Origin of the sequence: Faecalibacterium sp. Marseille-Q3530, from assembly GCF_017377625.1 — a bacterium.
Classification (GTDB): Bacteria; Bacillota; Clostridia; order Oscillospirales; family Ruminococcaceae; genus Faecalibacterium; species Faecalibacterium prausnitzii_E.
Genome location: NZ_JAFREH010000001.1, coordinates 341816 through 366118, shown reverse-complemented (window position 1 = coordinate 366118; position 24303 = coordinate 341816). Strand labels below are relative to the sequence as shown.

Below are 24303 nucleotides of genomic sequence, written 5' to 3'. Positions count from 1 at the left end.
GCAGGCTCCGGCATTCGGGGCCTGCCGCGGCGAAAGACGCCAATATGGTCGTTCTCAAAACCATACCATATTATATTATAAACGCTTGGATACAATAGGGCAAGAGGGAGTTAGCAAAGAATTGGTTAAAATTTCGTAAGGAATGCCTGCATCCGGAAAGCCCTTGCATCCGGGAGCGGAACTGCTTATAATGGAACCAGAAAAAGTCTCACTTTCGGGTGGGACGCTCTGGAAATGAAATGGAGAACAAAACTATGGAAAAACGTGTGTTTCTGATCGTTCTGGACAGCTTTGGCATCGGTGCAGAGCCGGATGCAGCCGCCTTTGGCGACGCGGGCACCAATACCCTCGGTGCCATTGCAAAGCACCCGAACTTTCACTGCCCCAATCTGCAGAAGCTCGGCCTGTTTAACATCGACGGTGTGACGGCAGGGGAGAAGACCGCTGCCCCGGCAGGGGCCTTTGCCCGCCTGCAGGAGCAGAGCATGGGCAAGGATACCACCATCGGTCATTGGGAGATCGCCGGTGTGGTCAGCCCGAAACCGCTGCCCACCTTCCCGAACGGCTTCCCGGAGGAACTCATCCATGCGTTCGAGGAAAAGACCGGCCACAAAGTCCTCTGCAACAAGCCCTATTCCGGCACACAGGTGCTCCGGGATTACGGCGAGCAGGCCATGCGGGAGGATGCCCTCATCGTTTACACCAGCGCCGACAGCGTCTTTCAGGTGGCCGCGCACGAGGAGCTGGTGCCGGTGCACGAACTGTACCGCTACTGCGAGATCGCCCGCGCGATGCTGAAGGGCGAATACGGCGTGGGCCGCGTCATCGCCCGCCCCTTCCTGGGCAGCACGGCGGAGACCTTCTACCGCACCACCAACCGCCACGACCTGAGCCTGAAGCCGCCCCGCGCCACCATGCTCGACCTGCTGAAGGACGCAGGCAAGGACGTCATCGCCGTGGGCAAGATCTTCGATATCTTTGACGGCGAGGGCGTGACCGAGAAAATCAAGACAACCGGCAACACCAACGGCATCGCCTTCACCAAAGCCTTGCAGACCCGCGATTTTGAGGGCCTGGCCTTTGTGAACCTCGTCGATTTTGATATGCTCTATGGCCACCGCCGCGACGTGGCAGGCTATGCCGCCGCTGCCACCGAGTTCGATGCGTTCCTGGCCGACTTCATCCCCGGTATGCGGGAGGGCGACCTGCTGATGATCACGGCAGACCACGGCTGCGACCCGTCCTATACCAAAACCACCGACCACACCCGCGAGTATGTGCCGTACCTCATCTGCGGCAGGGGCGTCAAGCCCGGCGTGGACCTGGGCACGAAGCTCTGCTTCGGCACCATCGCCCACACCGTCTGCGACTACCTCGGTGTAGACGCTTCGACCCTGGACGGCCAGAGCGTATGGGAGAAGATCCGGAAGTAAAAGTCACAGTTTGAAAACAAATGCGCTGAAGATGCTTGAAGTATGGTTGGGGTTGTGGTAAACTAGGCCCTGTGCCTGTTCGTGAGGGAAGAGCAGAACCGCTCCTGCTTCCGGACAGAAAAAGGATTGGTTCAAACAAAGGAGATCATACAATGAAACTGAATCGTGCAATGGGTCTGGCACTGGCCGCTGCTGTTCTGGCTTTTGCTGTGACCGGCTGCTCCAGCACCGCATCTTCCACCGCTTCCTCTGCTGCTTCCTCTGCTGCTTCCAGCGAGGCTGCCTCTTCTGTGGCTGCTTCGGAGGCCGCATCCAGCGAGGCTGCCGCCGCCAGCGTGGTCAGCACCGAGTCCCTCGAAGTGAACGGCAAGACCTACGATGCCGACTGCTACGGCGAGTTCACCCTCTCCAACGGCGACACCATGAAGCTGTGGAAGCTGAACGGCGCATACGACGACCTGAGCGCCCTGCCCATGAAGGGCATGGTTGAGGAGTTCCCCATCGAGGCTGAGGAGAACACCGTGTATGTGGCAGACGTGACCGCAAACGGCGAGACCACCCGCCAGTATCTGCGCGCCGATAAGGCTGGCCGCAACGGCACCGCCTCCGTCAAGACCTTCGAGCTGGAGTCCGCTGAATAATCCGCTCCCACATGAAACAAGAAAAAGTCCCGACCGGTCTGGTCGGGACTTTTTTTGTAACTGGGTCTTATTCTGCGGAGCTGCTGGAACCGAACAGGGCATCCAGAACGGTGGACGCCGCCTGATGGAGCGAGGAGGCCGCCTGCTCGACCTGCTCCTGCGTGGGCAGGGAAATGGACGGTGCTTCGGTGGAGCTGCTGCTCTCGGCAGGAGGCTCCTCGGCGGGCACTTCGGTGGAGGCCGACGGTTCGCCGCCGGCCGGGGTTTCGGCAGGGGTCTCAGCCGGAGCCTCTGCGGGCTGCTCGCTGCTGGCAGGGATCTCCTCCGGGACGCTCTCCGCAGGCTCGTCCAGGACAACGCTGTCCGCCGGGGTCTCCGGCACGGAAACGGCGGCGTTGGGGTCTGCCGTCGGCGTGTGGACTTCGGTCTTCTCCGGGGTCTGTTGGGTGTCGCTGACCGTGCCCTCACCGCCCAGCACGGAGGCAATCAGCTCCTTGGCCTGCGCCACCGAGCTTTCGTCCGGTTTCATGACGTAGAGGCTCTGCCCCTTAGCGGAGTAGCACTGAGAGCTCTTGCCGCTGGAACCGGTGACGGAGTAGCTCTGGATATCCCAGTTGGCGAGGTCGCTCAGCTGCATCCGGACCAGCGCGGAGATCTGCTCCTGCGACAGGCTGGTGACGAAACAGTCCGACACGGCGTCCATCAGCTTGGAAAAGCTCATCAGGACGGTGGGGGACTTGAGCTTGTTCACCATGGCGTCGATGACCTTCATCTGGTTGATGCCGCGCTGGATGTCGCCAGAAGCGAAGGCGTGGCGCTCGCGGGCAAAGGCCAGCGCGCTCTTGCCGTCCAGATGGTTCCAGCCCTCGGCAAAGGTGGTGGGGTCATAGTAACCGGGGCTGCCCACCGAGGTGAACGCCTGGTCGGAGTAGACATCCACACCGCCCACGGCGTCGATGATGCTGATGAAGCCCGCAAAATTGATGCGGATGTAGTGCTCCACATTCACGCCGTAGAGGTTGCCCAGGGTGGCCATGCTGGTCTCCACGCCGTACAGACCGGCGTGGGTCAGCTTGTCCTTACTGCTGGTGCCCGCCAGATCGACGTAGTAGTCGCGCGGGGTGTTGATGAGGGCCACCCGTTTGGTGGCGGGGTTGACCACGGCCAGGATGTTCACATCGCTGCGGGCCTTTTCGGTCAGCTCTCCGCGGGTGTCCACGCCGCTGAGGTAGACGACGAACGGCTCCTTGGTGATCTTATTCGCCTCGGCACCGGTGAGCAGGCCGGAGGTCACGCTGCCCAGCGCGGCAAGGCCCTGCTGCGCCCAGACGCAGCCGAGGGCCAGCGCCGCGCACAGGAAGACCGAGAAGACGCGGGAGACTCTGCCGGGGGTCCTGTACTCCTGGCAGCGCTTGACCAGCAGCCAGAACAGGGCCAGCAGCGCTGCAATGATGACGAGGTAGAGCGCGGGAAGCATCTGGGTGCGGCAGAGCTGCACGAAGGCTGCCACGCTGAGAACGGCCTGCAAGACCAGCAGGAACGACCCGAATTTCGAGCCGGAGCCTTTCCTTTTGCCGGGCTTTTGGGGCGGCCGGGCCGGGGAGTTGTTCTGCCGGGGCGGCTTTTTGGAGGGCGGCGGCGTCACCGGCTGGGCAGTCTGCGGCGCAAAAAATGCGGAGCTGTCCACCTCAACGGTGCGGTCCGGGTCCTTCCGTGCGCCCCGGTGGATGTGCCGGGTGGTGTCTTTTTCATCGAACATGGAAACTCTCCTTTTGACTGTGCCCTCAGGACAGCGGCGCGATGGTCAGCACGGCGCGAGCGGGCAGGCAGGTGGCGGTCTGATCTTCCGCCGAAAGCCAGCCGAAACTTTCGCAGATGTGGTCCGGGCAGGGCGAATTCACAAAGCGGGCGGCCCCGTCCTTCACCTCGATGTGGACGGTGTAGTAACCGGTGTCCACATCATAGGTGGCGTCGTTGTCCAGAGAAAACTTCTGCACCGTGTTGGCGTCGCCGTAAATGAGCTCGGCTTCCAAGGTGCTGCCGGTGGCGTGTGCGGCCCGCAGGGCGAACAGAACGCCCGCAATGGCCAGCACGGCCAGAACAAAGATCAGGTTGACGAAAAGCTTGGAATGTTGTTTCATGGGTCATCCTTTGTGCGGAAACAGTTGTTCGAGTTCGGCCAGCCAGAGCGCTGCCGCCGCATCGCTGGGCATCCGCCAGTCGCCGCGGGGCGAGAGGGTCACGCTGCCGATCTTGGGGCCGTCGGGCAGGCAGCTGCGCTTGAACTGCTGGGCAAAGAACCGCCAGTAGAAGTTGCGCAGCCATTTGTACAGCACTTCGTCCGGGTATTCGGCCCGGCCTGCAAAGGCAGCTTTGGCCAGCCGGAAGATCTTGGCCGGGCCGAAGCCGAAGCGCAGCACATAATAGAGATAAAAGTCGTGCAGCTCATACGGGCCGACCAGGTCTTCCGTCTTCTGCGCGATCTCGCCGTCCTTTGCGGGCAGCAGTTCGGGGGAGACGGGGGTGTCGAGGATGTCCAGCAGCACGGTCCGGAGCGCATCGGTGGCGGCGATGTCGGCTTCGTACCGAACGAGGTGGCGCACCAGCGTTTTGGGCACCCCGGCATTCACGCCGTACATGCTCATGTGGTCGCCGTTGTAGGTGGCCCAGCCCAGCGCCAGCTCCGAGAGGTCGCCGGTGCCCACCACGAGGCCGCCGGTGCGGTTGGCGGTGTCCATCAGCTCCAGTGTGCGGACACGGGCCTGACCGTTCTCGAAGGTGACGTCCAGCACGCTCTCGTCCTGGCCGATGTCGGCAAAGTGGCTGTGGACCGTGTTGGCGATGTCGATCTCGGAGAAGGAAACATGCAGCTCCTCGCACAGGATCTCCGCGTTGCTGCGGGTGCGCCGGGTAGTACCGAAGCAGGGCATGGTCACGGCCAGCACATCGGTGGTGGGGCGGCGGAGCTGCTTCATGGCGCGGACGGCCACCAGCAGAGCAAGGCAGCTGTCCAGCCCGCCGGAGATGCCAATGACGGCCGTTTTGGCGTGGGCATGTTCCAGCCGCTTGGCCAGACCGTCGGCCTGCATCTTCAGGATGAGCTCGCAGCGCTCAGCGCGGCGCTGCGGGTCGCCGGGCACAAAGGGGGTCGGGTCCACGAAGCGGGTCAGGGTGGTGTCAGCCAGCGTCAGGCTGAAGTCCACGGTCTGATAGCCGTCCGTGGAAGGCTCGAAGCTGGTGTTGCGGGCCCGCTCGGATTCCATCCGCTGGCAGTCCAGCTCCGTCTCGGCGTGACCGCCTGCGAAGGGTGCCGTTTCAGCCAGCAGGGTGCCGTTTTCCGCAATGAGGTCGTGGTCTGCGAACACCATGTCCTGGGTGCTCTCACCGTGCCCGGCGGAGGCATACAGGTAGCCGCAGAGCAGGCGGGCGGACTGGTTGGCCACCAGCGCCCGGCGGTACTCCGCCTTGCCGACCGTCTCGTCGCTGGCGGAGAGGTTTGCAATGACGGTGGCTCCGGCCAGCGCGTGGAAGGTGGAAGGCGGGAGCGCGCTCCACAGGTCTTCGCAAAGCTCCACGCCCAGCACGAAGCTGGGCATCTCGCGGCAGCGGAAAAGCAGCGAGGTGCCAAAGGGCACCTGCTGGCCGCAGACCGTGAGGGTCTCGACCTCGGTGGAGCCGGGGGTGAACTGGCGCTTTTCGTAGAACTCGCCGTAATTGGGCAGGTACGTCTTGGGGACAAGGCCCAGCAGCCGGCCGCGGCAGAGCACGGCGGCGCAGTTGTACAGCTTGCCCCGCACCAGCAGTGGCAGGCCCACCAGCGCCACGACGTCCAGCTCCCGGCTGGCGTCCAGCAGTGTCTGCAGGCCGGTCAGCGCGCCCTGCTGCAGCGTGCGCTGCAAAAACAGGTCGCCGCAGGTGTAGCCGGTGAGGCAGAATTCCGGGAATACGGCCAGCTTCACGCCGCGTGCAGAGGCTGCGCGCAGCTCCTGAAGGATCTGCTCTGTGTTATAGGCGCAGTCCGCCACCCGCAGTGCGGGCGAGAGAGCGGCTGCTTTCAAAAAACCATCTTTCATCGGAGGATTTCACATCCTGTCTGTTGTGTTTGACCACGGCGGACAGATGAATCGCCGTGGTGCACATAGTATACCACACTCCGGGCCAAACGGAAAGTCACAGAGTGGTAAAAGTTGCGGGAACAAACAAAAAGAGCCGCTGCGGGGCCTCCGCAGCAGCTCAGACAAAACCAAACATGGAAAACGAGATGGACCGTAAGCCGGGTTCTGTATTAAACGACGATCTGTCTCGACCTGCCATTGCTGACAGGCTCATGCCACCATCGGGACACGCGAGCAGCGCTATCCGTCCCATATAGGTGTTGCTTCCGGTAGGGTTTACAAAGCCGCATGGTCACCCATACGCTGGTGAGCTCTTACCTCGCCCTTTCATCCTTACCGCATTGCTGCGGCGGTTTCCTTTCTGTTGCACTTTCCCTGAGGTCACCCTCGGCTGCCGTTAGCAGTTACCGTGCTCTGTGAGGCCCGGACTTTCCTCAGGGCGGTCAAAGCCGCCCCGCCGCCGTATGTTCCACTCGTTTTCCGTTCCTCATGATACCATAAAAAAACAAGAATTGCAAGTGGAGGCGAAATTTGTTATAATAATTTATATATGGCGTAAAGATTTCGGGGAGGTGGCACAGGGATGAAACTGATCTTTCCGGTGCCGCCCGAAGCCGACGGCGCGCTGCTGCGCAATTTTCTGCGCCGGTGTGCCGTCTCCACCGAGCTGGCCCGCGCGGTCAAGTTCCACGGCAGCGGCTTCTGGGCTGGTGGACAGCCCATCCTGGCGAACCGCCGGGTCGAAGCCGGGCAGGACATTTGGTTCGAACTGCCTGCTGACGGGGCCGGTGTGGCCCCGCAGCCGGAGATCCCGGTGCAGGCCGTCTATGAGGATGCGTTCGCCATCGTGCTGGACAAGCCGCCGCACCTGGCTGTGCATCCTACGCTGAACTATCCGCTGGATACGCTGGCCAACGGCTATGCGGCCCGGATGGAGGCGCGGGGCGAGAGCCCGGTCTTCCGCCCGGTGAACCGGATCGACAAGGACACCAGCGGCCTTGTGCTGGCCGCAAAGAATGGCTACGCCGCTCCGCTGCTGGCCCGGAACGTCGAAAAGCTCTACTATGCCGTCGTGGAGGGCGAACTGCCCCTCGGTAAAGGCGTCATCGACGCCCCCATCGGCCGTCAGGCCGAGAGCATCATCGGCCGGTGCGTGACGCCGGACGGCAAGCCCAGCCGGACGGAGTATACCATAATAAGAGCAGAGCACGGTTTCAGCCTGGCCGCCTGTGTCCCGGTGACGGGGCGGACGCACCAGATCCGGGTCCACTTTGCCTCCATCGGCCACCCGCTGGCCGGAGATGACCTCTACGGCGGGAGCCGGGAGCGGATCGGGCGGCAGGCGCTGCACTGTGCAGAGCAGCGCTTCTGGGTGCCGGAATACGAGGTGACGCCGGAGGGCATCCGCATCACGGCCTCGCCTCTGGAACAGAGCCGGGCCGTCACCGTGAAAAGCCCGCTCCCGCCCGATCTGCGGGCACTTTTCGGGGAAGACCCCCTGGAAATATGAAAACTAAGTGAAAAGTCCGTGAAAGGTCTGCCCAATTTTTGTGAGGAACCTTGTTTCAGCGCGGACGGCGTGTATAATTGAAATGAATTTGTGATTTTTGATCCTTACAGTCAGGAAGGAGCACCCCCTTTTGATCGATGAAAAGACAAAGGAGCCGATGCAGGAGGCTCCGTCAGCACCGCCGGTGAAGCACAAGCGGACGCTGCGGTCCCTTTGGGCACAGCTCCAGTGCAGCCGGCTGCTGCAGAAACACCGCTTCCGCCGGAAGACGCAGCGCCGCATGAACGACCTTTCGCAGAAGCTGCGGGGGAGCGCTTTGGTGCTGCGGGTGGGCGAGACCCTGTATGCGTTGGGCTTTGCCGCCGAATATGCCGTGGTGCGCACGGGCCGGAATCTCTCCGCCGTCGCGCGGTGGCTGGCGCACGGCATCCGCAATGTATTCCATGAACTGGCCGCGCTGGCGTTCCCCGGCGTTGCCCAGATGTTCCGGGACCTGTTCGGCCCGGTGATCCTCTTTTTCCGAGGCACGGGGGCACTGCTGGTGCATGCCCGCGCGGTCCGGAAGGAGAAAGGCTTCGGCACGGCCGTCAAAGCCAGTGTCCATTATCTTACCAGCGGCATCCGGCGCAACTTTCGGCTGTTGCCCCGGATGGCCATGTACATCCTGCCGGTGTGTATGCTGGCGGTGTTCGTGACGGTGTATGACCGCACCATCCAGCAGCCCTATGCCTTGGCGGTGCAGGTCAACGGGAAGACCGTCGGCTATGTGGCCAACGAAGAAGTCTTCAACCTTGCCCGTGAGGACGTGATGGAGCGTATCAATTACGCCGGTACGGACAAGACCGACTGGACCATCGAGCCGAGCTATACCATCACGGTGGCGCATCAGGTCATGGACGAGAGCGAGACCGCCGACGCCATCCTGAAGAGCGCCAGCGATGAGATCAGCGAGGGCACGGCTCTCTACCTGAACGGTGAGCTGACGGCCGTGTGCGCAGACGGCGACGCCCTGCGCAGCTACCTGAACAGCCTGCTGGCCCCCTACGAGGAAGAGTACAAGAACGATGGAAACGTCACCGTCGGCTTCAACAAGACCGTTCTGCTCGAAGACGGCATCTATTTCAACGACAGCTTCGAGGACGACAATTCCATCGAGGATATGATCTCCGGCGTCCGCCAGCAGGAGAAGACCTACACGGTCCAGACCGGCGATACCCTGTGGTCCATCGCCCAGAAGAATGACCTGACCTTCCGCGAGCTGTGTGCGCTGAATACGAACTTCAAGGGCGCAGCTCTGACCGAAGGCTCCAACATCCAGGAGGGCGACACCCTCATCGTGACCAAAGAGGAAGCGACGCTGGAAGTGCGCATCACCAAGATAGAGACCCGGCAGGAGGAGGTGCCCTTCACCACAGAGACCACCCAGTCGAACGAATATACCAAGGGCACGACCAAAACCTTGCAGGAGGGTGAGAACGGCTTGCGTCTTGTGACGCTGCAAAATGTCTACGACGCGAACGGCACCCTGTTGGAACAGACCGTCGTTTCCACCCAGACCCTCAAGGAAGCCGTGCCCAAGAAGGTGGTCGTCGGCACCAAGAAGGTGACGAACAAGACCGCCTACATCACTGGCAGCGGCCAGTTCATCTGGCCGGTGCCCAACTACCGTTACTGCTCGCGCTGGTACGGCAGCGGCCACAAGGGCGTGGACATCTGCGCACCGGCCGGTACGCCCATCTATGCGTCGGCAGGCGGCACCGTGACCAAGGCGGGCTACAACAAGGCCGGTGCCGGCACGGGCTATGGCTACTCGGTCATCATCAGCCACTCCGGCGGCTACACCACGGTCTATGCCCACTGCCTGTCGCTGACCGTCAGTGCAGGCCAGAGAGTCCGTCAGGGCCAGCTCATCGGTTACGTGGGCAGCACCGGGCGTTCCAGCGGCAACCACTGCCACTTCGAGATCCGCCGCAGCGGCTCGTATCTGGCACCGCAGAACTTCTTCCCCGGCAAAAGATAAGGAAAAAACCTCTCGTTCTGCTGCGTGATGCCTGAGAGGTTCATTATAACATAATCAAGGAAAAGGAGACGATTACTATGGCAACTCCCCACATCAGCGCCGAAAAAGGCGACTTCGCAAAAACTGTCCTGATGCCCGGTGACCCCCTGCGCGCAAAATTCATTGCAGACACCTTCCTGCAGGATGTCCGCCAGGTGACCGGCGTCCGCGGGATGCTGGGCTTTACCGGCACCTATGAGGGCCGCCCCATCAGCGTGATGGGCAGCGGCATGGGAATGCCCTCCATCGGCATCTACTCCTACGAGCTGTTCAAGTTCTACGATGTGGACAACATCATCCGCATCGGCTCGGCGGGCAGCTACACCGACAAGGCCAAGCTGTTCGACGTCGTGCTGGCCAACGGTGCGGTCAGCGAGTCCAACTATGCCCGCGTCCAGAGCGGCTTCGAGGGGGACATCACCCTGCCCAGCCAGACTCTGAACGACAAGCTCCGCGCTTCGGCGACCAGGCAGGGCATCCCCCTCATCGAGGGCAACATCCACTCTTCGGATGTCTTCTACCGCCAGCCCTCCGAGGAAAAGCCTACCTACTGGGAGAAGCTGCGGGATGAGCGCGGCTGCCTCTGCGTCGAGATGGAGAGCTTCGCTCTGTTTGCCAATGCCCAGGTCCTGGGCAAGAACGCCGCCTGCCTGCTGACCATCTCCGACAGCTTCGTTTCGCCGGAGATCACCACCGCCGAGCAGCGCCAGACCAGCTTCACCAATATGATGAAGGTCGCCCTGGGGGCAGAATACTGATTATGGGTTGAAAAGAAAGAGGGGGACGGCTGCCACACGGCAGCTGCCCCCTCTTTTCAGGTGTCATCATAATGCCCGAAGCAGGACGCGATGATGATGTTTCCGTCCTGCTCTTTATAAACGATTCGGTGTGTGTCGTCGATTCGGCGGCTCCACCAGCCGCTCAGATCGCCCTTCAACGGTTCGGGTTTTCCAATGCCCTCATAGGCGTTCCGTTGGATGTCCTTCAATAGAGTGTTGATCCGTTTCAGCAGCTTTTTGTCCCGCGTCTGCCAAAGACAGTAATCCTCCCAGGCTTCCTCTTCCCAAAGCAGTCTCATTTAATCTACCTCGATCAGGTCATGTTCGGTCAGCTTGGCTTTTCCGGTATCAATATCGTGCACGATCTGACGCAGGTGATTGATGTTGCTCTCTGCGTAGAACGGGTCAGCAGAGACCTCAAACGGAATGCGGTGCTCGCGCGAGACTTTCTTTGCAAAAATCGTGAAAGCGGTCGTCATGGAAAGGCCCATCTCGGCGCAGACCTCTTCCATACTGCGCTTCAGATCCGGGTCCATTCGAAAATTCACGTTGACTGCGTTTGCCATATATCTCAGCCTCCTTCTCAAACCTATTATATGCATATGTAATGAAAAATGCAAGAAATCTCATTACAGAAAATGTGAAAAATCGGAACGCTTGCGGGAAAAGAAGAAATGGGGTATACTTTAATTGATATGAAAAAGGAGGAAGGACAATGGAAAAGCAGGGAAGGAAAACTATTCCCATCACTCCATCGCTCCGCCTCGTTCCCTATTACCCAGCCTACGAGACTACGCTTCCGTGGTATCAGGATGCAGAGCTATGTCACCAGGTGGACAATCAAAACCGCATTTATGATTTGTCCATTTTGAAAAACATGTATGAGTATCTGAACACCCATGGCGATCTGTTTTACATCGAGTGCGAAGGAACCCTCTGCGGCGATGTTTGTTTACAGACCAGCGGAGAAATTGCCATTGTGATCTGCAAGGCATACCAGAACCGGCACATCGGGCGGGCCGTGATAGGAAAGATTTTGGAGCTGGCACGGGAAAAGGGCAACCCGGAGTGCTTTGCGGAGATCTATTCGTTCAATGCACAGTCCCAGGCAATGTTCCGCTCAATAGGATTTGTGCAGAAGGATGCAGAAATGTTTGTTTATCCGCTGAGATAAAAAGGAGGAATACACCATGACGAATCTGACGCTGGAAGAAAAGAAGGAGCTGATCCGGATGGCGCTGAAGGCCCGCGAAGGGGCCTATGCGCCCTATTCGGACTTTCTGGTCGGTGCGGCGCTGCGGGCGGAGGACGGCCGCGTCTTCACCGGCTGCAATGTGGAGAACGCCGCCTTTACCCCGACCAGCTGCGCCGAGCGCACGGCGCTGTTCAAGGCGGTGAGTGAGGGCGTAACCCGGTTCACCGACATTGCCGTCGTGGGGGCCCGCCGGGGCGAGGTGAACAAACAGATCACGTCGCCCTGCGGGGTCTGCCGTCAGGCACTGTTCGAGTTCGGCGGGCCGGAGCTGAACGTCATCATGGCAAGGACGCCGGATGATTTCATCGAGCGCAGCATGGACGAGCTGCTGCCCTTCGGCTTCGGGCCGTCCAACGTGGCGGGCAACAAAGCGGTGGAGGAATGAGGCCGCAGACCGGGCAGAAAAAGCGCAAAATTGGACAAAAAGTGAGACTTTCACGCGAATTTTACAAAAAATCTGTAAATATTTTGTAATCAGAAATTCCTTGCTTTCGTCACAGATCCCGGCTATACTTGGTTCAGTAAATGTGCCAGTGTGCACATTTGGAACGTAAAACGCAAGTTTTCAAATCACATAAAAGGAGAGTTTTCACTATGATGATTTCTCGTCGTAACTTCCTGGCTGTGGCTGGTGCCGCTGCCGCTGCTGCCGCTCTGACTGCCTGTGGTGGTTCTTCCTCTTCCACCAGCACCGCTTCTTCCGCTGCTGCTTCTTCCGCAGCATCTGCTGGCTCTGAGGCTGCTGGTAAGATCACGAAGGTCGCTCTGACCTGCGATACCGGCACGATCGATGACGAGAGCTTCAACCAGGCTTGCTGGACTGCTGTTTCCGGCTACATGGGCGATGATTGCCAGTACTACATCCCCGAAGCAGATGCTTCCGATGAGGACCGCGAGACCATGATCCGCCAGGCTGTCAACGATGGCGCTGAGGTCATCGTCTGCGTCGGCTATCTGTACGGTGCTTCTCTGGCATGGGCTGCTGAGCAGTATCCCGATGTCAAGTTCATCGCTATTGATGTCACCCAGGGCGACATCGGCACCGATGCCATCCCCGCAAACTGCTACTGCATCACCTTCAAGGAGGAGCAGGCAGGCTATCTGGCAGGCTATGCCATCACCAAGGACGGCAAGAACAAGCTGGGCTTCCTGGGCGGCATGGCAGTTCCCGCTGTTATCCGTTACGGCTATGGCTTCGTGCAGGGCGCTGACGCTGCTGCACAGGAGCTGGGCCAGAACATCGAGATCAACTACTTCTACGGCGGCCAGTTCTACGGCGATGCCAACATCACCTCCCGTATGGAGGGCTGGTACTCCAACGGTACGCAGGTCGTCTTCGCCTGCGGCGGCGGCATCTACACCTCTGCAGTTGAGGCTGCTCTGAAGAACAACGGCTATGTCATCGGCGTTGACGTTGACCAGAACTACATCGGCGCAAACGGCGTGGCAGATGGCACCTATGCCTACAATCCGTTCATCACCTCTGCCATGAAGGGCCTGTCCGCTGCGGTTGAGACTGCTCTGACCGACATCGAGGGCGGCGAGTGGAGCGAGATCGCTGCCACCAACGGCAACTTCGGTCTGGAAGATGGCGATTACATCGGCCTGCCCACCGATGACGACAGCTGGAACTTCGAGTCCTTCACCAAGGATGAGTACGAGGCAGTCAAGGCCAAGATCGCTTCCGGCGAGATCACCGTGGACAACAGCTCCGACGACGCAACCAAGCCCACCGTCAGCGAGTTCACCACCGTCACCTACATCCAGTAATTTTTCTGTAGTCTGCGAGGCTGCTGCATCACTCTTTCCGGCATTGCTTGTGCAATGCTACCTCCCTCAATGAGGGAGGCTTTGATTGCGGGCCGTCACGTTCAGGCTCCCTCCCAGAGGGAGCAGACGCGGCGGAGCTGTGACGGAGGGAGTGGGTGCAGCAGCCTCTTTTTGCAATTTCTGGAGAAGAACGTCTCGCAGAAAACTGTTCAGGTTGCACAAAAGTCATACTTTTGGCAGGACAAATCCTTAAAAATTCAAAAAGAAGTGTGCAAACCGGCAAAAATACGGTATAATGAGAGACAGAATAGTATAGGTGTCGAACCGGCACGAAAGGAGAGTGAGCAGATTGGCAGAGGATTTTGTGATCGAGATGCTCCACATTACCAAGGAATTCCCCGGTATCAAGGCAAACGACGACATCACCCTGCAACTGCGCAAAGGCGAGGTACACGCTCTGTTGGGCGAGAACGGCGCGGGCAAGAGTACGCTGATGAGCGTTCTGTTTGGCCTGTACCAGCCGGAACAGGGTAAGATCCTCAAAAATGGCAAGGAGGTCGCCATCCGCAACCCCAACGATGCCAATGCACTGGGCATCGGCATGGTGCACCAGCACTTCAAGCTGGTGGAGTGCTTCAGCGTTCTGGACAACATCATCCTGGGTGTGGAGCCCAACAAGCTGGGCTTTTTGCAGAAGGCGGAGGCCCGCAGGAAGGTCATGGCCCTGAGTGAGAAGTACGGCCTGCGTGTGGACCCGGACGCCCTCATCAGCGACATCTCGGTCGGTATGCAGCAGCGCGTGGAGATTTTGAAGATGCTCTACCGCGACAACGAGATCCTGATCTTCGATGAGCCCACCGCAGTTCTGACCCCGCAGGAGATCGACGAGCTGATGGAGATCATGCGCGGGTTCAAGAAGGAGGGCAAGTCCATCCTCTTCATCACCCACAAGCTGAACGAGATCATGGCCGTTGCAGACCGCTGCAGCGTTCTGCGCAAGGGCAAGTATATGGGCACCGTGGACATCAAGGACACCACCAAGGAAGAGCTTTCCCGCATGATGGTCGGCCGCGATGTCCAGCTTCAGGTCGAAAAAAAGCCCGCAGCCCCCGGCAAGGTCGTGCTGGACGTGGAGAATGTCACCATGCACAACGCCCAGCACAAGAAGGATTCCGTCAAGAACGTCTCCTTCCAGGTGCATGCCGGTGAGATCGTCTGTCTGGCAGGCATCGAGGGCAACGGCCAGACCGAATTCGTCTACGGCCTGACCGGTCTGGAAAAGTTCAACTCCGGCAAGGTCACGCTGGACGGCAAGGACATCACCAATGCCTCCATCCGCGAGCGCTCGAAGGACGGCATGAGCCACATCCCCGAAGACCGCCACAAGCATGGTCTGGTGCTGGATTACAGTCTGGAAAACAACATCGTGCTGCAGCGCTACTGGCAGCCGGAGTTCCAGAAGAACGGCTTCATCCGCAGCGAGAAGGTGCGGGAGTATTCCGACCGGCTGATCGAGCAGTACGACGTGCGCAGCGGTCAGGGAAGTGCCACCATCGTGCGCAGCATGTCCGGCGGCAACCAGCAGAAGGCCATCATCGCCCGCGAGATCGACAAAGACCCCAAGCTGCTGGTGGCCGTGCAGCCCACCCGTGGCCTGGATGTCGGCGCCATCGAATACATCCACCGCCAGATCGTGGCCCAGCGCGATAAGGGCAAGGCCGTGCTTCTGGTCAGTTTGGAACTGGACGAGGTCATGAACCTGTCCGACCGCATCCTTGTCATGTACGAGGGCGAGGTCGTGGGCGAATTCGATCCCAAGACCACCACCGTGCAGGAACTGGGCCTGTATATGGCAGGCGCGCGCAAGCAGGGAAAGGAGAGCAATTAACAGATGAAAAACAAAAAACTTTCCCACAGCAATCTGAACAGCTCCATCACGAGCGTTCTGGCCGCGCTGCTGTGCATCGTGATTGGCATGGCCGTCGGTTTCCTGGTGCTGCTGGCCATCAACCCGGCCCACGCCTGGGGCGACGGTTTCGTCCGCATCTTCAAGGGCGGCTTCTACGATACCCCCTACGGCGTCGGCAAGGAGCTGGCCAATGCGGCTCCCCTCATCATGACCGGCCTTTCGGTCGGCTTTGCCTTCAAGACCGGCCTGTTCAACATCGGCGCAGCCGGTCAGTATACGCTGGGCGCTTACGGTGCCCTCTATTGCGCCATCATGCTCAAGCTGCCTTGGTTCGTCTGCCTGCTGGTTGCGGCGGTTCTGGGCGGCCTCTGGGGCGCGATCCCCGGCTTCTTCAAGGCCTATTTCAACATCAACGAGGTCATCACCTCCATCATGTTCAACTGGATCGGCCTCTACCTCGTCAATGAGCTGATCTACCAGAACGGCACCGGCCCCATGTACGATGTGCGCAACACGCGCACCCTGAACCTGGGCAAGAATGCAGATTTTGCGCAGTCCATCATCCCGGATTTCGGCCTGAACAAGCTGTTCCAGACCAACAGCACTACCATCGCCATCTTCCTGGCGGCGGTCGTGGCGGTCCTGGTCTGGGTAGTGCTGAACAAGACCACCTTCGGCTATGAGCTGAAGGCCGTCGGCCTGAACAAGAGCGCTGCCCGCTATGCCGGCATCAACGAGAAGAAGAACATCATCCTCTCCATGGCCATTGCCGGTGCACTGGCCGGTTTTGGTGCGGGCCTGTTCTATCTGTCCAACGTGGGCCAGTGGAACCCGCTGAACTCCACCAGCCTGCCCGCCATGGGCTTCAACGGCATTTCCGTTGCCCTGCTGGCAAGCTCCAACCCCATCGGCACCATCTTCTCGGCCATCTTCATCTCCCACATCTCGGTGGGCGGCACCTTCCTTTCCACCAAGTATTACCCCACCGAGATCGCAGACCTCATCAGTGGTATCATCATCTATCTGTGCGCATTCTCCATGCTCTTCCGCGGCAAGATCCAGAAGCTGCTGTTCAAGAACGCGGACAAGACCAACGTGAACGCAGAGCCTGCCCCGGCGGAAAAGGCCAACGTGAAGAAGGAGGGCAAGTAAGATGCTGCTTTTGATCAAATATACCCTGCTGTATGGCATCGTTCTGATGCTGGTGGCGCTGGGCGGCATGTTCAGCGAGCACTCCGGCATCATCAACATCGCGCTGGAAGGCATCATGGTCATCGGCGGCGTGGCGGGTGTGCTCACCCTGACCATGCTCCCGGCCGAGCTGTCGCCGTTCCTCACCGTGCTCATCTCGGTGCTGGTGGCTGCGCTGGCGGGCGTGGTGTACAGCCTGCTGCTGGCGTTCGCTTCCATCAACCTAAAAGCGGATCAGACCATCGGCGGCACGGCCCTGAACCTGCTGGCGACAGCCATCGCGGTGGTCATCGCCAAGTATTTCAGCGACAGCGGCAGTGCCAAGCTGAATTATTCCAACAAGCCCTTCCTGTTCAGCATCGGCGGGCTGGAGCTGAGCATCTTTGTACCGCTGGGCATCGTGCTGCTCATCATCAGCTATGTCGTGCTGTACAAGACTCGCTTCGGCCTGCGTCTGCGGGCCTGCGGTGAGCACCCCCAGGCAGCCGACTCGGTGGGCATCAACGTCTACAAGATGCGCTATGCCGGTGTGCTCATCTCCGGTGCGCTGGGCGCCATCGGCGGCATGGCCTACATCGTGCCGCCCGTCCAGACCTGGAACTTCGAGGTCGGTGTGGCCGGTGCAGGCTTCCTGGCCATGGCCGTTATGATCTTCGGCCAGTGGAAGCCGTTCAACATCTGCGCTGCCGCCATGTTCTTTGCGGTGTTCAAGAGCCTGGCCAACATCGCCGACTCCACCTTCCTGGCCCAGTTCCACTGGTCCAGCAACATCTACAACATGATGCCGTTCATCGCCTCGATGATCATTCTGGCGTTCACGTCGAAGAACAGCATGGCCCCCAAGGCCGAGGGCATCCCCTACGACAAGGGCTCCCGCTGATCCGTTCGCATCGCAACAGTTCCACAGGGCGCAGCTGCTTTCGGGCGGCTGCGCCCGTTTTCGTGGAAAACGAACAAATGCAGCTTGATTTTGCGGCAGGATTTGATATACTTGAGACAAGAATATTCGAGGAGTGTGACTTTATGCGCATTTATGATCTGATCGCCAAAAAGCGCGACGGCGGCACCCACACCCGTGAGGAGCTGGAAGCCATCGTCAACGGCTTCGTCAGCGGGGAAGTGGCCGACTACCAGATGGCCGCCTGGATGATGGCCGTCTACCTGCGCGGCATGACCGACGAAGAGACCGCCGAGCTGACCAATGTGATGGCCCACAGCGGCGTGATGGTAGACCTTTCGCCCATTCCCGGCATCAAGGTGGACAAGCACTCCACCGGCGGCGTGGGCGACAAGACCACGCTGGTCATCGCGCCGGTGGTGGCGGCCTGCGGCGTCAAGATCGCCAAGATGAGCGGCCGCGGCCTGGGCCACACCGGCGGCACCATTGACAAGATGGAGAGCGTGCCCGGTACCCGGACGGCCCTTTCGCAGGAGGAATTCTTTGCGCAGGTGAACAAGATCGGCCTGTCGGTCATCGGCCAGAGCGAGGGCATCGCGGTCGCCGATAAAAAGATGTACGCTCTGCGGGATGTGACGGCCACCGTCAGCTGCATCCCGCTCATCGCGTCGTCCATCATGTCCAAAAAGCTGGCGTCCGGCTCGGATGCCATCCTGCTGGACGTCACCACCGGCACCGGTGCCTTCATGAAGACCGTGGACCAGAGCATCGAGCTGGCCAAGCTGATGGTCTCCATCGGCACCCACCATGGCCGCCGCGTGGCCGCGATGATCACCGATATGGATACCCCGCTGGGCCACAACATCGGCAACAGCCTCGAAGTGATGGAGAGCATGGACGTCCTCAAGGGCAAAGGCCCGGCAGACCTCACCGAGGTCTGCCTGCAGCTGGCCGCCAACATGCTGGTGCTGGCCGGTAAGGGCACGCCGGCAGAGTGCCGCGCCATGGCCGAAGCGGTCATCGCGGACGGCTCCGCCTTCGCCAAGTGCAAGGAGATGTTCGCGGCCCAGGGCGGCGACATCCGTGTGCTGGACGATTACGACCGGTTCGAGAAGCCCGCTGCCCGTTATGAGCTGCTGGCCGAACAGGATGGCTACATCACGGCCAATGACGCCGAGAAGATCGGCTCGGCCAGTGTGCTGCTGGGTGCAGGCCGCCAGAAAAAAGGCGACCCGCTGGATTTTGCCGCCGGTATCGTCCTGCACAAAAAGCGCGGCGACTACGTCCACAAGGGCGAGAGCCTGGCGACCTTCTACGGCGCAGCGGACAAGTTTGCTGCTGCCGCCGAGGAGTACCGCAGCGGCCTTGTCTACGGCACCGAAAAGCCCGAAGAGGCCCCGCTGGTGTATGCCCTCGTCACCAAAGATGGTGTGGAACGGTATTAAGAGATCAAACAAAAGGCAGGGCCGGGAGAAATCCCGGCTCTGCCTTTTGTGTCAGTTCTGCTTTTGTACGATCAGCCCACTGAGGGCAACGGCAAGTCCCAGAAGAACGAGTCCGGCCCCGGCCTGCCCGAAAATGTCCCCGATTGCACCCACGAGCGGGCTGGCGGGAATCATCAGCAGACTGTAGGCTATGTTGTCCATGCTGATGAGAGTGGCCCGCTGGTCACTGGGGATGGCATCGTTCAACAGTCGGTTCTCGTGCAGGAGCCAGGCACCCAATACGCCTTCGGCCAGCATACAACCCAAAATGCCCACCAGTGCAGGCGCGGCACCCACGCAGAGGCATCCGATGCCGCAGAGCAGGGCACAGAGGGTATAAAACCGCCGGAAACTGTGCAGGTGGATTCGACGACCCCATTCCGTACCCAGCATAGCAGCCAGATTGCTGAGCAGTAACGGAAGAAACAGCAGCGAAGTGGGATATCCCAGTTCTACCAGACGCTGTTGAAAGAACATGATGCTCAGATAGTTGGAGCCGCTGATGACGGCGCTGGACAGAATGAGTCTCCCGACTGACGGGCAGGAGCGGAGGACCCGCAGGCTGTCCTGGATCAGCTGAGCAAATTGGGCGGGCAGCTCCCGCAGAGGATGCTGCTTCCGGCTGGCCTGCATTTCGGTGACGATGGGTTCCTCTAAACGTGTGATGGCAAGGGCAGAAATGCTCTCAAAAGCGGCGCTCAGAAGATAAAATCCGGAAAAGCCCAGAAATTTGTGCAGAAGACTGGTCAGTGAACCGAGGGCATTGGTAACATTTGTGATCTGGTACTCATTGGCCGATACTTGAATATAATCTTGTTCGCGGCCCGCTTGCTTCAAGCTGTCGTAGGTCAGTGCAGAACTGGTGCCAGAGAACAGGGCGTTGGACAGTGCGTTCAACGCCATAGCAAGGCAGATGACAAACAGGTTCGGGGCAAAGGCTATCAATAAGTTGTAGGCCACGACCAGGACACCGCCCAAGACGAGGGCGCGCTTACGGCCGAACAGGTCAGCGGCCATCCCGCTGGGAATCTCGGCTAGCAGACTGACCGTATAATAGATGCTTTTGGCAAGACCGATCTCCAGCAGTGAGAAGCCCCGCGCGGCCAGCAGGGCCACCCAGACCGCATCCGTGATGCGCAGGCCGGAGAAGAAATCGGAAAGATAAATACAACGGAGCTGTCTTTTCAGGTTGAGTTGATGGTTCATGGGAACACCCTTTCTATTGAACAAATCGATGTCAAAATAGAAAGTGCGCCTTTTTGATGATCCTTCGTACAACCTCTCAGTCTTGCTCACGCTCGACAGCTCTCCTGGTAGGAGAGCCTCTGGCGAAACCGGACACGCGGTGTGGACTGCCAAGGCCTCTCCTACAAGGAGAGGTGGCAATGCGAAGCATTGACGGAGAGGTTGTATCAAAACTGCGTTTGGAAAAGAAAAAACGCACAGCAAAGCTGTGCAGCGCAAAATTTATGCTCCACGCTTTGCTGGAAGGAATATCTGCCAATGAGGACAAGGCCCGCACGTTCACGCAAAAAAGACCTGTGTGTTCCGCAGGGCCTGCCCGGTATGCCAATGGCTTCCCCTTCGGGGGAGCTGGCTACACAGCAGACAGAGAGGGATATCCCCTAAAAATGGGCGCACTTCGAGCCGGAAACGCTTAATCTACGACGCGGGATTTCGAGTAAACCACGCAGCAGTTCCGACCATTCAGGTGCACCCTCCTTCCAGTAAATCGTTGAATCGACTATACCACATTTCCACACAAAATGCAAGAACGGTTGGGAAACCCCAGAAAACCGCATAAACAGTGGAACTATCCGTCGAACTGTGCTATACTAAATCTGTATTTTCGTTTGGCAATACACTTCCCACAGGGGAAGAAAAGGAAAGGAATTTTCGACTATGAAGATCATTCTGGTGGGCGGCGGCAAGGTCGGCACAGCGCTGGCGCGGCAGCTCAGCGAGGAGGACCACAACGTAACGGTCATCGACACGAACAAGGCCCGCGTGGAGCACCTGAGCGAGTCCTACGACGTGATGGGCATTGTGGGCAATGGCTCCTCCATCACCACCCTGTCCGAAGCCGGAATTGAAGAAGCCGACGTGTTTATCGCGGTCACCGGCTCGGATGAGCTGAACCTGCTGTGCTGCATGTTCGCGAAGAAGGCGGGCCACTGCCACGCCATCGCCCGTGTGCGCAACCCGTCGTACAGCCACGAGCTGGACTTCATCAAGAAGCAGATCGGCATCTCGGCCATCATCAACCCGGAAATGGCGGCAGCGCGTGAGATCTCACACCTGCTGCGCTTCCCCGGCGCCAGCAAGATCGACACCTTTGCGGACGGGCGCGTCCGGCTCATCAAGTTTACTCTGACCGATGCGCAGGAGCTCGACGGCGTGGCCATCCATGAGATCCCCACCCGCCTGAAGAGCGATATCCTCGTCTGCGCCGTGGAGCGCGCGGGCGATGTCATCATCCCCAACGGCAACTTTGTGCTGCAGACCGGCGACCAGGTCACCTTCCTGGCCACGCAGGAGAAGGCGCACGCGTTCTTCCGGCGCATCCATCTGGCGGTGCGCCCGGTGCGCAATGCCATGATCGTGGGCGGCGGTGCCATTGGCTTCTATCTGAGCCAGGAGCTGCTGGAAAACCATGTCCGCGTCCGCATCGTGGAGCGGGACCCGGAGCGCTGCAATGTGCTGGCCGAGTCCCTGCCCGAAGCACAGATCCTGTGCGAGGACGGCTCGAACCGGGAGTTCCTGCTCTCGGAAGGGCTGGAATCCACCGAGGCGTTCGTGGCCCTGACCAACATCGACGAGGAGAACGTTCTGCTGACCCTGTTTGCCAAAAAGCATTCCAACGGCAAGCTGGTCACCAAGATCAACCGCCTGGAATTTGACGACATTCTGGCCGGGCTGGACCTGGGCAGCATCGTCTACCCAAAGTACATGACCTGCGACTACATCGTCCAGTACGTCCGCGCCTTGCAGAACGAGGCGGGCAGCAACATCAAGACGCTCTACCGCATCCTGGACGACCGCGTGGAAGCGCTGGAATTTACGGTCCATGAGGAGAGCCGGGCCACGGGGGTGCCCCTGAGCCGCCTGCACCTCAAAAAGAACACCCTGCTGTGCTGCATCACCCGCGGCAATGAGATCAAGATCCCTCGCGGCGGCGACCAGATCCAGGTGGGCGACAACGTCATCGTGGTCACGCTGGAACACGGCCTGCACGACCTGCGGGACATCGTGGAAGACTGACGGAGGCGCGGCATGAATTATGCGATCGTTTTGCGGCTGCTGAGCTACATCCTGCTGACGGAGGGCGCTCTGCTGCTGCTGCCCGCTGCGGCCAGCCTGTGCTATGGCGAGTGGTTCGTGATGGGCGTCTTCCTGTTCACAGCGGCGCTCAGCGCGGCGCTGGGGGCACTGCTCCACCGCATCAAGACCAAAAGCCAGATCTTCTATATGCGCGAGGGCTTTGCCACCACGGCGCTCTGCTGGCTGCTCATCAGTGTGGTGGGCGCGGTGCCCTTTGTCCTGACCGGCTGCATCCCGAACCCGGTGGATGCCCTGTTCGAGACGGTGTCCGGTTTCACGACCACCGGCGCGTCCATCCTGCCCGGTGTGGAAGACCTGCCCAAGGGCATCCTGTTCTGGCGCAGCTTCACCCACTGGGTGGGCGGCATGGGCGTTCTGGTCTTTCTGCTGTCCCTGCTGCCGCTGACCGGCGGCTCCCACGTCAACCTGATGAAGGCCGAAAGCCCCGGCCCCCAGGTGGATAAGCTGGTGCCGAAGGTGCAGTCCACAGCAAAGATCCTCTACGGCATTTATTTTGGTCTGACCGTCATTGAGTTCGTGTTCCTGCTGTTCGGCGGGATGCCGGTGTTTGAGTCTCTGCTCACGGCCTTTGGCACAGCGGGCACCGGCGGTTTTGGCTTCCGGAACGACAGCTTCGGCAGTTTTTCGCCCTACATCCAGTGGGTCGTGACCATCTTCATGATCCTGTTCGGCGTCAACTTCAACGCCTACTTCCTGCTGCTGATGCGCCGGTTCCGCCGCGCAGCCGCCAGCGAAGAGGTGCGCGCCTATTTCCTCATCATCGCCGTGGCAGTCGGCATCATCACCTGCAACATTTACAGCATGTACAACGGCCTCGGCGAGGCGCTGCGGCAGGCGGCGTTCCAGGTGGGCTCCATCATCACGACCACCGGTTTTTCCAGCTGCGACTTTGACCTGTGGCCCACCCTCTCGAAAGAGATCCTGGTCATGCTGATGTTCGTGGGTGCTTGTGCGGGCAGTACAGGCGGCGGCATGAAGGTCAGCCGCATCCTGATCCTGGGCAAGACCCTGAAAAAGGAGCTCAAGCAGGCCCTTCACCCGCAGGTGGTGGCCCCGGTCCGGATGGACGGCAAGCTGCTCAACCACGAGACCATTCGTGCAACGAACGTCTATGTGGCAGCGTACATCTTCATCTTTGCAGCGTCCTTCCTGCTCATCAGTCTGGACGGCTTCGACATGGTGACGAACTTCACGGCCATTGCCGCCACCCTGAACAACATTGGTCCCGGCCTGAATCAGGTCGGCCCCATGATGAACTTTGGCAGCTACTCCAACCCCGCCAAGCTCGTCATGATCTTCGACATGCTCGCCGGCCGTCTGGAGATCTTCCCGATGCTGGTGTTCTTTCTGCCCGATACGTGGAGGAGATTCTGATTGAAATCGACGCGGAACCGTGATATACTGAAGCAAAGAGGTGATTTTCATGAGCGTTCGGGAACAACTGAATGAACTGACGGCGGCATTGCCGGATTATAAGCTGGCCTATGTGCTGGCCTATGTGCAGGGACTGATAGCAGATGAGACAACAGACCAGGCGGACGATGCCTACTGTGAGCAGCTCCTGAAAAACTACCAGGAGAATCCTGACCCGCACAAGCATGATGCGGTTCCGCTGGAAGAGCTTGCACAGGAACTGGGGATCGCACTATGAAGTATCACATCGTAGTGGAAAAGTGGGCGGCAAAGTTTATTCGCAAACAACAGCCTGCACAGCAAAAGCGAATCATGCAGGCACTTGCACAGCTTCCATTTGCAGGGGATATCAAGCCGATGGCGGGTTCAGAAGGATTCTACCGACTGCGTGTCGGTGACTACCGCATTCTGTATACCGTGGAAGAAGAAATCATCACAGTCCGTGTGACCGATGCGGGAAATCGCGGCGATATTTACAAGTAAGAAAAGCAAAAGGACTGTCAC

General features: G+C 59.6%; 23 protein-coding genes and 1 other RNA gene. 17 read left to right on the top strand and 7 right to left on the bottom strand.

Annotation, left to right across the window (positions count from 1 at the left end):
* Positions 1-254 precede the first annotated feature (254 nt).
* Both J3350_RS01585 and J3350_RS01580 read left to right on the top strand, forming a co-directional pair.
* Positions 255-1433 (top strand): phosphopentomutase, encoded by a 1179-nt coding sequence (locus tag J3350_RS01585; protein ID WP_207685468.1) that lies wholly within the window; start codon positions 255-257, stop codon positions 1431-1433.
* 152 nt (positions 1434-1585) lie between these two features.
* Complete coding sequence (locus J3350_RS01580; protein WP_207685467.1) at positions 1586-2074, top strand: hypothetical protein; 489 nt, start codon at positions 1586-1588, stop codon at positions 2072-2074.
* A gap of 67 nt (positions 2075-2141) precedes the next feature.
* Here the strand turns inward: J3350_RS01580 and J3350_RS01575 are convergent, their stop codons facing one another.
* The 4 genes from J3350_RS01575 to rnpB form a co-directional block, all read right to left on the bottom strand.
* The gene (locus tag J3350_RS01575; RefSeq protein WP_207685466.1) at positions 2142-3833 is read right to left on the bottom strand and encodes an LCP family protein; all 1692 of its coding nucleotides are present in this window, start codon (positions 3831-3833) and stop codon (positions 2142-2144) included.
* A gap of 25 nt (positions 3834-3858) precedes the next feature.
* Complete coding sequence (locus J3350_RS01570; protein ID WP_207685465.1) at positions 3859-4215, bottom strand: NusG domain II-containing protein; 357 nt, start codon at positions 4213-4215, stop codon at positions 3859-3861.
* Positions 4216-4218: 3 nt separating this feature from the next.
* Positions 4219-6147 (bottom strand): NAD(+) synthase, encoded by a 1929-nt coding sequence (locus J3350_RS01565; protein WP_207685464.1) that lies wholly within the window; start codon positions 6145-6147, stop codon positions 4219-4221.
* A 180-nt stretch (positions 6148-6327) separates the two neighbouring features.
* Positions 6328-6665: RNase P RNA component class A (rnpB, locus tag J3350_RS01560), an RNA gene on the bottom strand.
* Between the two features lie 107 nt (positions 6666-6772).
* Between rnpB and J3350_RS01555 the strand changes: the two genes are divergently transcribed.
* The 3 genes from J3350_RS01555 to deoD all read left to right on the top strand — a co-directional run bounded on the left by J3350_RS01555 (position 6773) and on the right by deoD (position 10516).
* A complete protein-coding gene (locus tag J3350_RS01555) occupies positions 6773-7699 on the top strand; it encodes an RluA family pseudouridine synthase (RefSeq protein WP_207685463.1) in 927 nt (308 codons plus the stop codon).
* 130 nt (positions 7700-7829) lie between these two features.
* Entirely contained in the window at positions 7830-9719 is a 1890-nt protein-coding gene (locus tag J3350_RS01550) for a peptidoglycan DD-metalloendopeptidase family protein (RefSeq protein WP_242700081.1), read from the top strand.
* A 77-nt stretch (positions 9720-9796) separates the two neighbouring features.
* Positions 9797-10516, top strand: a complete 720-nt coding sequence (deoD, locus tag J3350_RS01545; RefSeq protein ID WP_118551811.1) for a purine-nucleoside phosphorylase — start codon at positions 9797-9799, stop codon at positions 10514-10516.
* A gap of 56 nt (positions 10517-10572) precedes the next feature.
* Here deoD and J3350_RS01540 read toward each other — a convergent pair whose 3' ends face one another.
* Together J3350_RS01540 and J3350_RS01535 are read right to left on the bottom strand one after the other, a co-directional pair.
* Positions 10573-10836: a Txe/YoeB family addiction module toxin gene (locus J3350_RS01540; RefSeq protein WP_207685462.1), complete on the bottom strand. Its 264-nt coding sequence runs from the start codon at positions 10834-10836 to the stop codon at positions 10573-10575.
* Entirely contained in the window at positions 10837-11103 is a 267-nt protein-coding gene (locus J3350_RS01535; RefSeq protein WP_097792575.1) for a type II toxin-antitoxin system RelB/DinJ family antitoxin, read from the bottom strand.
* A gap of 149 nt (positions 11104-11252) precedes the next feature.
* On the opposite strand from J3350_RS01535, the gene J3350_RS01530 reads away from it, so the two are divergent.
* From J3350_RS01530 to J3350_RS01500, 7 genes are all read left to right on the top strand, one after another.
* Entirely contained in the window at positions 11253-11711 is a 459-nt protein-coding gene (locus J3350_RS01530; RefSeq protein WP_207685461.1) for a GNAT family N-acetyltransferase, read from the top strand.
* Positions 11712-11727: 16 nt separating this feature from the next.
* Complete coding sequence (locus tag J3350_RS01525; protein ID WP_207685460.1) at positions 11728-12177, top strand: cytidine deaminase; 450 nt, start codon at positions 11728-11730, stop codon at positions 12175-12177.
* A gap of 209 nt (positions 12178-12386) precedes the next feature.
* Positions 12387-13562: a BMP family protein gene (locus J3350_RS01520; RefSeq protein WP_207685459.1), complete on the top strand. Its 1176-nt coding sequence runs from the start codon at positions 12387-12389 to the stop codon at positions 13560-13562.
* A 373-nt stretch (positions 13563-13935) separates the two neighbouring features.
* Entirely contained in the window at positions 13936-15450 is a 1515-nt protein-coding gene (locus tag J3350_RS01515; protein ID WP_207685645.1) for an ABC transporter ATP-binding protein, read from the top strand.
* A gap of 3 nt (positions 15451-15453) precedes the next feature.
* Positions 15454-16623: an ABC transporter permease gene (locus tag J3350_RS01510; RefSeq protein WP_207685458.1), complete on the top strand. Its 1170-nt coding sequence runs from the start codon at positions 15454-15456 to the stop codon at positions 16621-16623.
* 1 nt (position 16624) lies between these two features.
* The gene (locus J3350_RS01505) at positions 16625-17542 is read left to right on the top strand and encodes an ABC transporter permease (RefSeq protein WP_207685457.1); all 918 of its coding nucleotides are present in this window, start codon (positions 16625-16627) and stop codon (positions 17540-17542) included.
* A 143-nt stretch (positions 17543-17685) separates the two neighbouring features.
* A complete protein-coding gene (locus tag J3350_RS01500; protein WP_207685456.1) occupies positions 17686-19005 on the top strand; it encodes a thymidine phosphorylase in 1320 nt (439 codons plus the stop codon).
* Positions 19006-19056: 51 nt separating this feature from the next.
* Here J3350_RS01500 and J3350_RS01495 read toward each other — a convergent pair whose 3' ends face one another.
* Positions 19057-20250 carry an MFS transporter gene (locus tag J3350_RS01495; RefSeq protein WP_207685455.1) on the bottom strand — a complete coding sequence of 398 codons (1194 nt, stop codon included), beginning with the start codon at positions 20248-20250 and terminating at the stop codon, positions 19057-19059.
* Between the two features lie 179 nt (positions 20251-20429).
* Here J3350_RS01495 and J3350_RS01490 point away from each other — a divergent pair, with 179 nt between their 5' ends.
* The 5 genes from J3350_RS01490 (at position 20430) to J3350_RS01470 (ending at position 24282) form a co-directional block, all read left to right on the top strand.
* Entirely contained in the window at positions 20430-20705 is a 276-nt protein-coding gene (locus J3350_RS01490; RefSeq protein ID WP_207685454.1) for a hypothetical protein, read from the top strand.
* 184 nt (positions 20706-20889) lie between these two features.
* Positions 20890-22305: a Trk system potassium transporter TrkA gene (trkA, locus tag J3350_RS01485; protein WP_370569253.1), complete on the top strand. Its 1416-nt coding sequence runs from the start codon at positions 20890-20892 to the stop codon at positions 22303-22305.
* A gap of 12 nt (positions 22306-22317) precedes the next feature.
* On the top strand, positions 22318-23760 hold the full coding sequence (locus tag J3350_RS01480) for a TrkH family potassium uptake protein (RefSeq protein WP_097792565.1): 1443 nt from the start codon (positions 22318-22320) through the stop codon (positions 23758-23760).
* A gap of 49 nt (positions 23761-23809) precedes the next feature.
* The gene (locus J3350_RS01475; RefSeq protein WP_207685452.1) at positions 23810-24037 is read left to right on the top strand and encodes a hypothetical protein; all 228 of its coding nucleotides are present in this window, start codon (positions 23810-23812) and stop codon (positions 24035-24037) included.
* The gene (locus tag J3350_RS01470) at positions 24034-24282 is read left to right on the top strand and encodes a type II toxin-antitoxin system RelE/ParE family toxin (protein ID WP_118551835.1); all 249 of its coding nucleotides are present in this window, start codon (positions 24034-24036) and stop codon (positions 24280-24282) included. The genes J3350_RS01475 and J3350_RS01470 overlap by 4 nt, the downstream gene beginning before the upstream one ends.
* The last annotated feature ends 21 nt before the right edge of the window (positions 24283-24303 follow it).